The sequence below is a fragment of the Mesorhizobium sp. RCAM 06353 genome, assembly GCF_059683585.1.
Window position 1 is genome coordinate 5,807,396 of record NZ_CM185031.1, and the last position, 13,810, is coordinate 5,821,205.

Here is a 13,810-nt window from a genome sequence, read left to right on the forward strand (position 1 = left end):
TCGGCGCGGCGCGCCGATCCACCTTCTCCCACAAGGGGAGAAGGAAAGACCTTCCATTTGACCATCCCTGCCCTCGTCTGTAGCAGTCGGAGACGATCTGGCTAGGGAGTCCTTTCAGATGTCGAGCACCGAAGGCTTTTCCGACTTCTTCTACGCGGCGCCAGACGGGCTGAGACTTCATGCGCGCGTCTATGGCGAAGCGAATTCCGGGCACTGGCCAGTCGTCTGCCTGCCTGGCCTAACCCGCAACGCGCGGGACTTTCACGAGCTGGCACTTTATCTTTCGGCGCGATCTTCGATACCGCGCAAGGTGGCTGCCTTCGACTATCGCGGACGCGGACAGTCGGCCTACGATCCCGATGTCGTTCACTATAATGTCGGCGTCGAAGCCGGCGACATTCTTGCCGGGCTGGCCGCACTCGGCATCGAGGAGGCCGCTTTCATCGGCACCTCACGCGGCGGGCTGATCATCCATGTGCTTGGCGCCTTGCGGCCGGCCGTGCTGAAAGCCATTGTTCTCAACGACATCGGGCCGGTGATCGAACCGGCCGGCCTCGCCCATATCCAGTCCTATCTCGAACGCGCGCCGAAGCCGAAAACCTTCGCCGAGTTGGTGAATGCCCAGCGCAGCGTTCACGGCAAGGATTTTCCCATACTCACCGACGCCGACTGGACGCGAATGGTGGGCGCGCTCTACCGCGAGACGGATCAAGGGCTGGTGCCGGATTTTGACCCGAAACTGGTCGACACGGTCGCCAGTCTCGACCTGTCGCAGCCATTGCCCGCCCTGTGGCCGCAATTCGACGCGCTGGCGGCCATCCCCTTGCTCACTATCCGCGGCGCCAATTCGAGACTGCTGTCCGCGGACACCATGCGGCAAATGCGAGAGCATCATCCGGCGATGGAAACGATCACGGTCGACAGCCAAGGTCACGCGCCATTCCTCGAAACCGGCAGCTTGCCCGGCGATATAGCGGCCTTCCTCGATCGGGCTGAGCGCTAAAGCGCGTCGCGTCTGAACGGAATCATGCGACGCGCTTTAGGTCTTTGTTTTGTGCATGTCGTTCAACCAAAACCGAGGCCGCTTTTGGGCGACATGCATTAGACCAAACAAAATAAACCCCAAGACCAGATCTGGTCCTGGGGTCAACATGACAGTATACGCAGGCCGGCGGAACTATTTGGCCTTCGAGCTTTTCCCGGACGCCTTAGCCGGCTTCGCCGCGCCCGCCTCGCTCGTCTGGCCTCGTTTTGGCCCCGAAGCGGTCAACGGAGACGAGAACACCGAGCTTTCGGCACCGTGCGGCGACGCTTCGCTTCGCGGCGTTTCCAGCACCACGACGCAACCGTCGAGATCGTTCGTCGCCAGATGCGCGTAGCGCATGGTCATCGACAGGGTCTGATGGCCGAGCCACATCTGCACACGCCTGATGTCGATACCGCCCTGGACAAGGCGCGAGGCGCAGGTGTGGCGCAGTATGTGCGGCACGACCTGGTCGTCGGCGCCGAGGCCAACTTCGGCCTTGGCGTCGTTCCAGATAGCACGGAACTGTGCCTGGCTGAGCTTGGTGAACGGGCCTTTGGGCCGGCGGCCTTCGGTCGGAGGCAGCTTGATCACCTCCTTGACCCGCTCGGTCATCGGAATGGTGCGGCTGCGGCCGGATTTGGTGATCCAGAAGGAGACGCGATGTTCCTGGATGTCATTCCAGATCAGCCCGAGCGCCTCACCGAGACGGCATCCGGTGTCGACCAGGAAAACGGAAAGCCTATAGGCATCCTCGCTGCGGGTCCTGATGGCGGAAAACAGCCTTGCCTCTTCCTCTCTCTCGAGGAAACGAATCCGTCCCGCCCGCTCCTTCTGGCGGCGAAACTCGGGCAGGCTGTGGATATCTCCCATCTTGTAAGCCTTGCGCAGCAGTTTGCTGAGGGCAGCCATCTTTCGATTGATGGTTGCGTTGCTGTTACCGCGCTGGCGCAAGGTTCCGATAAGGTTATCAAGGGTACTCTGGTCGACGGCGCTGAAACGCTCCCCTAGGAGGATCTCATCTATTTCGCCGATAAAAGAGCTGACATTGTATTTATGCCGCCCATCATCCCACAGTATATCCCGGTAAACTGAAAAAAGCTCTCCGACCCTGTACGATTTTACTTCTCTTATCTTGTTGTAGGTGTACTTGATCTTTGAGTTCTGAGAAGAAAACATCGAAAACGGATCCGGGGGGCTACCCTCTTGAATCGCTTCGTTGGTCATAATTCATCACACCCCCATGTGGATAGATCAGCCCTATCCGCTTGGAAGCGTCCTTTCAAGAGATTTTAATCACGCGGTTGTGACCTCATCCGCCCATCAACGGATCCCACGATATCGTCCCGCGGACCAATTCAGCTACCGATTCCCCCTGTTCCTTCTGTTGCGTTGACCAGTCACGAAACAAAAACAGCCCGGGCGTTTGAGCGCCCGGGCTGGATTTCACCTGTAAGGAACCAGCCCTTAGAAGGAGCGCTGGAAGCGGAGGATACCGCCGACGCTGTTCTTCTTGTCGGCGCCAGTCCAGTTGCCGCCGTTGGCAGACGTGAAGCTGCCAAAATTGCCAGCATGGTCGTAGTCCACTTCGGCCGTAACCGTGAGGCCGGGAACGACGTCGTAGGCAACGTTTGCCGCCACACCGTAGTTCTTCTCTTCATCACCCGACACCTGGATGTTGAACGAGGTCTTCTCGTTGAACTTGTAGGTGCCACCGGCCCAGAACGCCCAGTTGCCGGCCCAGATCTTGTACATGCCGCGATCGCCATGGAAATCTTGGAGGTTGTCGTCCGTGCCGTAACCGCCCATCACGAACAGCGACAGTTCGTTGGAAACGTTGACGTCCAGGCGAACCTTGCCAGCGACTTCTTCAAAAGTGCTGTCGTAAGCAACGACGCCGGTGATCGCGCCCCAACCCTGGGTCCACTTCACACCGCCGACGACGTGAGGAACGTAGCTGTCGATCGAGTAACCGCCGTAACCTTCTTCAAGCGAGACTATGGCCGAGAAACCGTTGCCAGCGTCAAAGGTGTACTGGACAACGTTGGTGTCGAAGCCGCCGTAAGGAACGATCGTGTCGTTGATGACGTTGCCGGCGTATCCGATGAACGTATCGTAAGCCGATTCATCCTTACCGACACGAAGACCACCGAGCTGGATCCAGGCGAAGTTGAGCGAGATGCCCTTGTTGTGACCCTGCCAGTTATTGCGGCTTGCGTTGAAATTAGGATTGGCAAGCCCACCGGAAGTGAACTGGCCATTCTGGTTGGTATAGTCGCCGCCGTTGTTGCCGAAGTTGATGCGGGTCTCGGTGTAGGTCTTCAAGGTGCCGAGTTCGGTTTCCTGACCGGTCCAGGTCTTGAACGAGAAGCGGGCCTGCTTTTGGTAGGTCGAGTGGTCGCCGTCGCCCATCTGGTCCGGAACGTGATTGACGCCATCGAACGAGCCGTGTTCGCCCACGCCGATGTCGTAACGGACATAGCCGCCGATGCGCAGGCAGGTTTCGGTGCCGGGGATGTAGAAGTAGCCAGCGCCGTAGACGTCGCAGATCTTGACGTATTCAGCGGGTTCCGGCTCGGCGACGACGACGGCGTCGGCGGCGCGCGCACCGGAAACTGCGATCAGGGCCGCAGCGGAGCCGAGAAGAAGGCTCTTGATGTTCATTTTCTGACCTCCAGTCAAAAGTTAAAAAACGGGTCTGGGTATTCTTTGCTGAAGGACAGCGTTCCCTGCCCCATCCCCACTACCGAAAAAGATGCGCACCGCGCCGCTTCCTCGAAACCGACATTACCCATGAGCCGGCGGCGTTCAACCACGATCGTACCGGCGAAAGGGCTGTTCGGCTGCTATCCCCCGGCGTTGTTGCACAAATGACACGATTTGGCCTCACTCAGAAAGCTCTCATTAACCATCTGGCCTGCCGCAACCGCTTATTTCCAGCCGAATCCGGCAATCGACTGACGGAATCAAGGCGAAGCGGCGAGTCGCTGGCCAGGGATTTGCCGCAGAACCGCCGCAGCTGGGAAAGCCACCGCGCCGGCGTGCCGTTATTTTTCCATATAATGACTTCTTTTTCCGAGATAATGGCTGGGGCTTGTTGATTGTGCCTGCGCTTTTCTTTATCCAGCGGCGCAACGGAGAGGTGGCCGAGTGGTCGAAGGCGCTCCCCTGCTAAGGGAGTAGAGGTCAAAAGCTTCTCGTGGGTTCGAATCCCATCCTCTCCGCCATCCTGCTTCGCTCTTCGAGCTTCGCAGGACAAGTCCAGACCTCCGCACGAAGCAGGATGCCCTCCGAAGCCTCGGCGAAGGAGGGCCACAAGCACCTCAAATTCCTAGTAAAATGGGATTGGCAGTCTGACCTCCAGGAACCAGGATGCGTGCATCGGGCGAAGGAGCGCGGTTCGTGTGGTATGTTTATCTGTTGGAAGCAAGGCTGCGGAAGGTGAGCGCTATATCGGTGTAACTTCGGACCTGAGGCGGCGGCTTGCCGAGCACAATGCCGGAAAATCCAGCCATACGTCCAAGTTTCTGCCATGGCGGATCGTGACCTACATGGCCTTCTCGAGCCAGGCCAAAGCGGCTTCATTCGAGCGTTATCTCAAATCCGGTTCTGGGCACGCTTTCGCCAACAAACGGCTGTGGTGACGACCGCGCGCCAGCGTCAAATTTCACTTTTTTCGATATAACGTAGCAATAACAATCTGTTATCGCGAGAACACGAGCCGTAGCTTCTATCGTTTCGTTCGATTCTGACTGGAGGTCAGAAAATGAACATCAAGAGCCTTCTTCTCGGCTCCGCTGCGGCCCTGATCGCAGTTTCCGGTGCGCGCGCCGCCGACGCCGTCGTCGTCGCCGAGCCGGAACCCGCTGAATACGTCAAGATCTGCGACGTCTACGGCGCTGGCTACTTCTACATCCCCGGCACCGAAACCTGCCTGCGCATCGGCGGCTATGTCCGTTACGACATCGGCGCTGGCGATGTCGGCACGTTCACCGGCGCACGTGCCGATGACGTCGTCGACGGCAAGAACCAGGGCACTTTCTACAAAGACGCTCGCTTCACGCTGAAGACCTGGACCGGCCAGGAAACGGAACTCGGCACGTTGAAGACCTATACCGAAACGCGCATGAATTTCCAAAACAGCCCGTTGGACAACGGTGACGGTAATTCCGCTCACAACGGCTTCGACATGCACTTCGCCTGGATCCAGCTTGGCGGCCTGCGTGTAGGCTTGGACGAATCGGCATTCGATACGTTCGTCGGCTACGCCGGCAACGTCATCAACGACACCATCGTTCCTTACGGCGGGTTCAAGACCGGTGTCGTTCAGTACTACTTCGACGCCGGCAACGGCTTCTCGGCGATGGCCTCTCTCGAAGAAGGTTCGGGCGGCGCCGCACAGGTACCAGGTGCTAGTTATGGTTATGGTGTCTCCACGATCGACAGCTATGTTCCGCATGTCGTCGGCGGCGTGAAGTATACGCAGGGCTGGGGTGATGTCGTCGGCGTCGTGGCCTATGACAGCAACTACGAATACGTCTCGGGGAAGGTTCGCGTTGACGTGAACGTTTCCAATGCACTGTCGCTGTTCGGCATGTTCGGCTACGCCAGCGAGGGAAAGCTGAACGATACGGGATTCGACCCAGCTAACGGCCGCGGCTTCTACAAGCCGTGGGGTGGTCACTGGGGCTTCTGGGCCGGCGGCACTTACAAGTTCAACGAGAAGACCTCGTTCAACCTCCAGGTGTCGGGTGATCAGTGGAAGGACTACGGGGTTGCGGCCAACATCGCCTACACCGTCGTTCCCGGCCTCACGGTCACGCCCGAAATCGACTACCAGCACGTTGGTTCGGGCGCTATTGCCGCCGGCAACGTTTGGGCTGGCGCCGAGAAGAAGGACGCCGTCGGCGGTATCATCCGCTTCCAGCGCGATTTCTAAGACCAGATATTTCTGGGGAGACAGGAGAACCCGGCGGGCAACCGCCGGGTTGCTCTTTTTTGTTTTGATGCATACCGTTGTTCCAACGCCGTTGCGCACTTTGGACGACATGCATCAGCAATAGCCCGAGTGCGCAGTGCTGCATTCGGCAGCCGGAATCGAGGTGGAATTGCTCTAGGTCGCAGACATGTTGTCAGCCACAGTTCGTTTCGATGAACCATCGTAAACGTTCGCAATTGGCTGAAGCCCCACAGCTTCGTCATCGTTGGGCGGAGCGACGCGAAGCGGAGCGAAGCCCCAAGGATCCATGCATGACTTCTGCCGAGGAGTGCGGTGGGGCAAGTTCTGCACCGCGGCGGCGCTCTCGGGTCACGGCAAGGATCCTCGGGTCAAGCCATGTCAAGCGCGAGGATGACGACGGCGCACTGGCGTCGCATTGGCTACTCTACCAAGCGCCGAACCACCCTATAAAGCGCGTCGCGATCTTTCAGCTTCGCTTCTGCACTTAGCTCTTTGACATGCTTTTGGCCTGGGGAACTATCGCTCACACGTCGGCGAAGTCGCCCAACGCTTCAATCAAAGGCTGGATCTCACTTTCGTAATTCTTCCAGCGCTTCACCGACGATTTGTAGATCGGCTGACGAACCTGCCAGCGGCTGGGCGTGGTGACCGCCCCTTCCCTATCGAAGAAGCGTAGGCATGCGTCATCCCAAGGCAGGCCGAGATAATCGATGAGCCGGCGCGACTGTGCCTCTTGATCCTCTACAAGCGTCTCATAGCGATTTTCAAAGATACGACCCGGGAAAACCTCGTTCCAGTGGCGCATCAAGCGGTCATATTCTCGATAGTAGAGGCCGAGTGCACGCAGGTCTGAGTTGTAGCTGTGTGCCGAGCTGAAAGGCAGGACAAAGCATGACACGCAATTGTCGATGGCATCGCGGCGGCAGTGAATGATGCGGGCATTGGGAAAGAGCAGGGTGAGGAGGCCGATCAATTCGAAATTGTGCGGCATTTTATCGATGATTCGTTGCGCAGTCGGAGCGCGCTCCCGGAGATAGGAAAGATGCTCTTCGGCCAACGTCTTGGACAAGCCTTCAGTGACCGTCATAATCGGCTTGTTGAGATCGGAAGCCGTGGTTTTCAGACCGATCGCGTTCGCTACCCGCCTCAGCTTGCTAAGCTCTCCAGCGCCATGAACGTCGGGATGACTGGCGCATATTTGTTCGGTCAGTGTCGTCCCCGATCGCGGCATCCCGACCACGAACACAGGCGCTTCTGAAAGGTTCCCATAGCTGGACCTTGCGGCAAACAGATCCGGCGTGAAGGTTTCAATGGTCATATCCACGAAACGACGATACTGATCGATGTCGAACTTGTAGCCGGCGGCCTGTTTCGCCTTGTTGAAATGGTGGAACGCCTCAGCGTAGCGCTTGAGGTCGTTCAGCACCTTACCGGCTGCGTAATGCAGGTTCTGCACAGCCTCCGATTTAAGGCGTGGACCGTCTAGTTCGCGAAGGATCGATTGGAATTCCGCAGGCTCTTCGGCAAACTTTCGGCTCTGCACGAGGTCGTAATAAGCCGCCGCCACGTCAACGCGGTGTTCGATCGCCTCTTTAAGATAGACGCCGGCCTCCTCCATGCGCCCAAGGCCAGTGAGCGCGGCAGCCATTCCGATCCGCGCCTTGGGGTGATCGCGGTTAATATTCAGCGCCTTCTCATAAAGCGGCAAGGCCAGGTCGGGTTTGTCGAACTCGGTATAAACGCGACCCAGGGCACACAGGGCCTCTACAAGATCGGGCTGCAATTCCAAGGCATGCCGGATGTGTTTGATCGCAACTGAAAATTCGCTCAGCCTGCCATAGGCCTCACCGAGGCTAAGATGATAGTAGGGGTTTCCAGGCTCCTCGCCGACCGCGCGTGCGAAATAACGCAGAGCCGCCTCGTCGTCGTAGCCCACACAGACGGTGCCCATGATGTAGAGTGCCAGCGGATGGTTTGGCGTGCGCGCTAAAACCTGCAGGCATAGGTCCTGAGCCTCTTTGAGCCGCTTGGCCTGTTGATGCTCATAGGCTTGCTTCAGCAACAATTCGTCAGCCTGTGCGCGTGTAAACGAATTTGTTTTCGGCAGACTTGCTCGTACAGGACCTGCCTGTGGCAATCTAGGTTTAGGCGAGGCGGCGGATTTGAGGTGCTTGGACCAAGCAGGCGGCAGACGATTATTCATCATTCCTAGCTAGCAAAAAAAGCCAATCGAATCCAGAACATCTGACCATATCGACGGCCTCCAGCAGAAGGTCCATGTGTCAGCAGAAGGCCCATGTGTTGGCCGCAGGGCCCTTTGCTCGAGCGAGGGTGTTCTTCGGAACGAACGCAGCAGCCTGTGCCGCAGCTTTCAATTCCGAGCCGCAAGCTGCCGTGATGATCAGGTGTCCGCCAGGTAGCCCAGCGCTTCAATCAGCGGCTGAATCTCGCCTTCGTAATTTTTCCAGCGCTTGACGGACGATGTATAGATCGGCTGGCGAACCTGCCAGCGGCTAAAAGTATTAACCGAGCCACCCTTGTCGAAAAACCGCAGGCAGGCATCGTCCCAGGGCAGCCCAAGATAATCTATGAGGCGGCGCGATTGCGCTTCCTGATCTTCAATCAGCGTCTCATAGCGATTCTCGAAAATGAGCCCCGGAAAAACCGTCTGCCAGTGGCGCATCAAGCGGTCATATTCGCGATAATAAAGCCCGAGCGTTTCCAGATCATTGCTGTAGCTGTGTCCCTTACCTAGGGGGAGCACAAAGCACGAGACACAATTGTCGATGGCATCGCGGCGGCAATGAATGATGCGTGCGTTCGGAAAGAGAAGCCCGATGAGGCCGATCAGTTCGAAATTGTGCGGCATCTTGTCAACAACGCGCAACGCATCAGGCGTCCGCTCGCGCAGGTATGACAGATGTTCCTGAGCCAGCGTTCTCGACAGGCCCGTCGTGATCGACATGGCCGACTGGCCCACGTCTCCTGAACCGCGCTTTGTCAAGCCGATAGCGTTGGCGACGCGCATCAGCTTGCTGAGCTCGCCCGCGCCATGAACATCGGGATGGCTGGCACAGATCTGTTCCGTGAGCGTCGTTCCCGAGCGGGGCATGCCAACCACGAACACCGGGACTTCGGACGGGTTTCCATAGCCGGCCCTGGCAGTCAACATATCCGGGGTGAAGGTTTCGATCATCGAATCGACCCAGGTCCGGTAAGAGCCGATATCGAACTTGTATCCTGCGGCCTCTTTTCCCTTTTTGAAATGAGCGAAAGCCTCCTTGTAACGCTTGAGGTCGTTCAAGACCTTGCCGGCCGCATGATGGAGTTGCGTCGCGCCATCGGCATCCAGCTTCGGGTTATCGAGTTCGCGAAGGATGGCTTGGAATTCCATTGGCTCTTCGGTGAACTTTTGCGTCTGCACAAGGTCGTTGTAGGCAGCCGGCATTTCGATCCGCCGCTCGATCGCCTCTTTCAGGTAGACGGCGGCTTCATCCATACGGCCAAGGCTGCTGAGCGCCTTGGCCAGTCCTTCCCGCACCTTGGGGTGATCGCGATTGATTTTCAACGCCTTTTCGTAAAGCGGCAACGCCATGTCAGGTTTGTCAAAGACGATATAAGCGCGCCCCAATGCACAAAGTGCCTCGATAAGGCCAGGCTGGAGTTCCAACGCTTGCTGCATATGCCTGATTGCAAGCGAATATTCGCTGACCTTCATATAGGTCTCGGCTAGGCCAAGGTGGTAGTGAGGGTTCTTAGGTTCCTCACCGACCGCTCGCGCGAAATACCGCAAGGCCATTTCGTCGTCGTAGCCCCAATATACAGTCCCCAGTATGTACAGCGCGAGCGGATGGTTTGGCGTGCGCGCCAGAACCCGAAGGCAGAGATCCTGCGCTTCATCCAGCCGTTTTTCCTGCTGATGGATATAGGCCTGCTTCAGCAGCGCATCGTCGGCCTGGGCACGCGAAAGCGAGTTTGCTTTCGGCAACGTTGGCTGTGGCAATTTGGGTTTCGGCGCGGGGCCGGATTTGATGTGCTTGGACCAGGCTGGCGGCAGACGATTGTTCATCGTGACTCGCTAGCAAAAAGAGACCAAGGAATCCAGCGTGCGGTTGTAGGCTGCTGGAATTTGCAAGCCCATCCGGCAGGCTTGCAAGGAAGCTTTCAAGCGAGCTTTTGCCATGCGCCAGCGCTCTCCGCCTCGCGCCACTCATCGCAGCACTTTCCTCGACGATGCCATTTGCCGGATGGCGTCTTCGCTTACGGCTGGAAGGTCGATCCGGGAAAACTACAGAAATACGTGCCACGCGGCAGTGCCCACCCGATGTGTCCTGTTGGCGGAGGTGGGTTTGAGACGCGAATACCTGATTCACGCGTCCGCCAGGTCACCCAATGCTTCGATCAACGGCTGAATCTCGTTCTCATAGTTCTTCCAGCGCTTGACCGAGGATTTGTAGATCGGCTGACGAACCTGCCAGCGGCTGGGCGTGTTGACCGAACCATCCCTGTCGAAAAAGCGCAGGCAGGCGTCGTCCCAGGGCAACCCTAGATAATCTATGAGACGGCGGGACTGTGCTTCCTGATCGTCAACCAGCGTTTCGTATTTATTTTCGAAGATCAGGCCTGGAAAAACCTTGTTCCAATGCTGCATCAGCCGGTTATATTCGCGGTAATACAGGCCAAGGGTCCTCAGATCGGTGTTGTAGCTGTGCCCCTCGCCGAACCTTAGGACAAAGCAAGAGACGCAATTGTCGATGGCATCGCGACGACAATGAATGATGCGCGCGTTGGGGAAGAGGAGGCCGATCAAACCGATCAATTCAAAATTATGCGGCATCTTATCCACGATCCGAAGTGCGGCAGGTGCCCGCTCCGTCAGATAGGTCAGGTGCTCTTCGGCCAATGTTCCGGACAGGTTTTTTGTGATTGATGCGATTGCCTTGTTCAAATTTCCGGCCGACGACTTTCTGAGTTCGATCGCATTCGCAACCCGCCTAAGCTTCATAAGTTCGCCTACGCCATGAACATCGGGATGACTGGCGCAGATCTGTTCCGTAAGCGTCGTTCCCGAGCGAGGCATGCCGACCACGAACACAGGCACTTCAGAGGGATTTCCATAGTCGGTCCGGGCAGCCAACATCTCAGGCGTGAAAGTCTCGATCAGCGCGTCAACCCAGCGACGGTATTGAGCGATGTCGAACCTGCGGCCTGAGGCCTGCTTCGACTTGTTGAAATGGCCGAATGCATCCTTATAGCGCTTGAGGTCGTTCAGCACCTTGCCGGCCGCCAGATGGAGCCTTTCCGCGCCGTCGGGGTCAAGCTTGGGATTTCCGAGTTCACCAAGGATGGATTTGAGTTCCTTTGGCTCTTCGGTGAACTTTTGCGTCTGGACGAGGTCATGATAGGCGGTCGGCACAGCGATGCGACGTTCGATCGCCTCATGAAGGTAACCGGCGGCTTCATCCATGCGTCCCACACTGGTGAGCGCGCGGGCCAATCCGATCCGCACCTTTGGATGATCCCGGTTGATTTTCAGCGCCTTCTCATAAAGCGGCAAAGCCATCTCGGGCTTGTCAAAATCAATATAGGCATCCCCCAATGCACACAGGGCTTCTATAAGGTCTGGCTGCAACTCCAAGGCATGCTGCATGTGTTCGATTGCTGGCGAATATTCGCTGACCTTCACATAGGCCGAGGCCAGGCCAAGATGGTAGTAGGGGCTCTTGGGTTCCTCGCCGATCGCGCGCGCGAAATATCGCAGAGCCATCTCGTCGTCGTAGCCTAGGCAGACGGTGCCCAGAATGTACAGGGCCATGGGATGGTTTGGCGTGCGTGCCAGAACTCGAAGGCACAAGTCCTGAGCCTCGTTGAGGCGTTTTGCCTGCTGAAAGATGTATGCCTGTTTCAGATCCGCGTCGTCGGCCTGCGCGCGTGAAAGCGAATTTGCCATCGGCAGTTTGGCTTGCGGCAGTTTGGGTTTCGGGGCAGGGCCGGGCTTGATGTGCTTGGACCAGGCGGGCGGAAGACGATTGTTCATTTTGCCTCGCTAGCAAAAAGAAACAAAGGAATCCAGCGTTACGGTTGCGGGACCACCAGGTGCTTGCACAGGCAAGCCGGTCAAGCTAGCAAGAAGTCCCTTTCCAAGCGAGCTTCCGCCATGCGCCAACGCCCTCCCCTCTCGCCGCTCATCGCCGCGCTTCCCTCAACCGTGCCGTTTGTCGGCCCCGAAGCGCAGGAGCGTGAGCGCGGGCGCCCTTTTCGTGCGCGCATCGGTGCCAATGAGAGCAGTTTTGGTCCTTCGCCGCGCGTCATTGCCCGCATGGCCGAGATCGCCCGCGACATGTGGATGTATTGCGATCCCGACAATTTCGATCTGAAGGTTGCGGCTGCCGCGCATCACGATTTGGCGGTCGAGAACGTCGTTGTCGGCGAAGGCATTGACGGCCTGCTGAGCCTGGTGGCGCGCATGTATGTGGCGCCCGGCGATGCCGTGGTGACGTCGCTCGGCGCCTATCCGACCTTCAACTTCCATGTAGCCGGCGTCGGCGGGCGGTTGGTCACCGTCCCTTACGAGAACGACCACGAAAGCCTGGACGGCCTGCTCGCGGCGGCGGTCAAGGAGAAGGCACCGCTGGTCTATCTGTCCAACCCGGACAATCCGATGGGCAGTTGGTGGGAGGCGGACGAGGTGATCCGCTTCATCGAAGCGCTGCCGCAGACCACCATGCTGGTGCTCGACGAGGCCTATGGCGAATTGGGGCCGGCCTCGGCTTTGCCGCCGATCGATACCTCGCGCCCGAATGTCATCCGCATGCGAACCTTTTCAAAGGCTTACGGGCTTGCCGGCATACGCTGCGGCTATGCGGTCGCGGAGGCCCAGGTGATCCGCGACTTCGAGAAGATCCGCAACCATTATGGCGTCAGCCGCATGGCGCAGATTGCCGGCGTCGAGGCGCTTGCCGACCAGGCCTATCTCGAGACAGTGGTGGCGCGGGTGGCTGCCGGGCGCCGGCGCATCGCGGCGATCGCCGAGCAGAACGGGTTGAAGCCGCTGGCCTCGGCGACCAATTTCGTCACCATCGATTGTGGCCATGACGGCGCCTTCGCGCTGAAAGTGCTGCAAGGACTGTTGTCGCGCGACGTCTTCATCCGCAAGCCGATGGCGCCAGGGCTCGACCACTGCATCCGCGTCAGTGTCGGCCTCGACCACGAGCTGGATATCTTCGCCGAGGAACTGCCGGGCGCACTGGCGGCCGCACGAGGGAACTAGGCAGCTTTGCTGTGTTTGGATGCCGGTGCTCCGCCCAGCAGATGCCTGGCACGCGTCAAAATATCGGATAGTTCGGCGGCTTCTTCGTCGCCTAAGTCCGCGGTCAGGCGGACGAGATCGCGATCCGCGGCCGCCTGGAGTGTGGTAAGCGCGGCCTGGCCGCGGACGGTGAGCGAGAGGACGCGACCGCGCAGGGCGTCGGGGCCGGCACGCGTTTCCGTCAGGCCGGCGGTAGCGAGTTTTCGAAGGATTCTCGTGACGTAAGCCGGCTCCAACTGGAGTTCCTGGGCGATGTCGGACGCTGCCGGTGCGAAATCGATTTGAAACGCCCGTGCCAGAAAGCCTGCCTTGCCGTCAGGGGTGGCGGCAATATGGCCGGATCGACGGTCCAGTTCGAACAGCACCCGCGCCTCGGCCAGCGTGTAGGCGCCGTGCGTCAAGGTTTCGTCGAGCAGCCCGATCAGGCTAGTGTAGAAGCGGTTGAAGCACCTGAGGTCGCTGACCAAGGCATTGCGATCGGTTGGCATGTCAGGTGCCCCAGAAGATTTCCACTCTG

Annotated in this window: 9 protein-coding genes, 1 tRNA gene and 1 pseudogene; 5 read left to right on the forward strand and 6 right to left on the reverse strand. The window is 58.4% G+C overall.

Going from position 1 to position 13,810, the window contains the following annotated elements; all coding sequences use genetic code 11:
- Positions 1–118: 118 nt before the first annotated feature.
- Positions 119–1,003: an alpha/beta fold hydrolase gene (locus AC56QX_RS28315; RefSeq protein WP_497111771.1), complete on the forward strand. Its 885-nt coding sequence runs from the start codon at positions 119–121 to the stop codon at positions 1,001–1,003.
- Between the two features lie 174 nt (positions 1,004–1,177).
- On the opposite strand, the gene AC56QX_RS28320 is transcribed toward AC56QX_RS28315, so the two are convergent.
- Complete coding sequence (locus AC56QX_RS28320; protein WP_497111772.1) at positions 1,178–2,251, reverse strand: tyrosine-type recombinase/integrase; 1,074 nt, start codon at positions 2,249–2,251, stop codon at positions 1,178–1,180.
- Between the two features lie 240 nt (positions 2,252–2,491).
- Positions 2,492–3,688, reverse strand: coding sequence for a porin (locus tag AC56QX_RS28325; protein ID WP_497111773.1), 1,197 nt, complete (start codon positions 3,686–3,688; stop codon positions 2,492–2,494).
- Between the two features lie 472 nt (positions 3,689–4,160).
- Here AC56QX_RS28325 and AC56QX_RS28330 point away from each other — a divergent pair.
- The 3 genes and pseudogenes from AC56QX_RS28330 to AC56QX_RS28340 all read left to right on the forward strand — a co-directional run bounded on the left by AC56QX_RS28330 (position 4,161) and on the right by AC56QX_RS28340 (position 5,963).
- A tRNA-Ser gene (locus AC56QX_RS28330) sits at positions 4,161–4,251 on the forward strand.
- 175 nt (positions 4,252–4,426) lie between these two features.
- A pseudogene (locus tag AC56QX_RS28335) lies at positions 4,427–4,668 on the forward strand (GIY-YIG nuclease family protein).
- A gap of 122 nt (positions 4,669–4,790) precedes the next feature.
- Positions 4,791–5,963: a porin gene (locus tag AC56QX_RS28340; RefSeq protein WP_497111774.1), complete on the forward strand. Its 1,173-nt coding sequence runs from the start codon at positions 4,791–4,793 to the stop codon at positions 5,961–5,963.
- 544 nt (positions 5,964–6,507) lie between these two features.
- Here the strand turns inward: AC56QX_RS28340 and AC56QX_RS28345 are convergent.
- From AC56QX_RS28345 to AC56QX_RS28355, 3 genes are all read right to left on the reverse strand, one after another.
- Positions 6,508–8,187 carry a tetratricopeptide repeat-containing sulfotransferase family protein gene (locus AC56QX_RS28345; protein WP_497111775.1) on the reverse strand — a complete coding sequence of 560 codons (1,680 nt, stop codon included), beginning with the start codon at positions 8,185–8,187 and terminating at the stop codon, positions 6,508–6,510.
- 198 nt (positions 8,188–8,385) lie between these two features.
- Positions 8,386–10,053, reverse strand: a complete 1,668-nt coding sequence (locus AC56QX_RS28350) for a tetratricopeptide repeat-containing sulfotransferase family protein (RefSeq protein ID WP_497111776.1) — start codon at positions 10,051–10,053, stop codon at positions 8,386–8,388.
- Positions 10,054–10,353: 300 nt separating this feature from the next.
- Positions 10,354–12,021, reverse strand: coding sequence for a tetratricopeptide repeat-containing sulfotransferase family protein (locus tag AC56QX_RS28355; RefSeq protein WP_497111778.1), 1,668 nt, complete (start codon positions 12,019–12,021; stop codon positions 10,354–10,356).
- Between the two features lie 120 nt (positions 12,022–12,141).
- Here AC56QX_RS28355 and AC56QX_RS28360 point away from each other — a divergent pair, with 120 nt between their 5' ends.
- Positions 12,142–13,254, forward strand: a complete 1,113-nt coding sequence (locus tag AC56QX_RS28360) for a pyridoxal phosphate-dependent aminotransferase (RefSeq protein ID WP_497111780.1) — start codon at positions 12,142–12,144, stop codon at positions 13,252–13,254.
- Here AC56QX_RS28360 and AC56QX_RS28365 read toward each other — a convergent pair.
- Positions 13,251–13,760 carry a MarR family winged helix-turn-helix transcriptional regulator gene (locus AC56QX_RS28365; RefSeq protein WP_497111781.1) on the reverse strand — a complete coding sequence of 170 codons (510 nt, stop codon included), beginning with the start codon at positions 13,758–13,760 and terminating at the stop codon, positions 13,251–13,253. The genes AC56QX_RS28360 and AC56QX_RS28365 overlap by 4 nt on opposite strands.
- Positions 13,761–13,810 lie beyond the last annotated feature (50 nt).

Coding starts and splice junctions, on each gene's coding strand:
- AC56QX_RS28315 (WP_497111771.1), top strand. CDS start 119: ATGTCGAGCACCGAAGGCTTTTCCGACTTCTTCTACGCGGCGCCAGAC.
- AC56QX_RS28320 (WP_497111772.1), bottom strand. CDS start 2,251: ATGACCAACGAAGCGATTCAAGAGGGTAGCCCCCCGGATCCGTTTTCG.
- AC56QX_RS28325 (WP_497111773.1), bottom strand. CDS start 3,688: ATGAACATCAAGAGCCTTCTTCTCGGCTCCGCTGCGGCCCTGATCGCA.
- AC56QX_RS28340 (WP_497111774.1), top strand. CDS start 4,791: ATGAACATCAAGAGCCTTCTTCTCGGCTCCGCTGCGGCCCTGATCGCA.
- AC56QX_RS28345 (WP_497111775.1), bottom strand. CDS start 8,187: ATGAATAATCGTCTGCCGCCTGCTTGGTCCAAGCACCTCAAATCCGCC.
- AC56QX_RS28350 (WP_497111776.1), bottom strand. CDS start 10,053: ATGAACAATCGTCTGCCGCCAGCCTGGTCCAAGCACATCAAATCCGGC.
- AC56QX_RS28355 (WP_497111778.1), bottom strand. CDS start 12,021: ATGAACAATCGTCTTCCGCCCGCCTGGTCCAAGCACATCAAGCCCGGC.
- AC56QX_RS28360 (WP_497111780.1), top strand. CDS start 12,142: ATGCGCCAACGCCCTCCCCTCTCGCCGCTCATCGCCGCGCTTCCCTCA.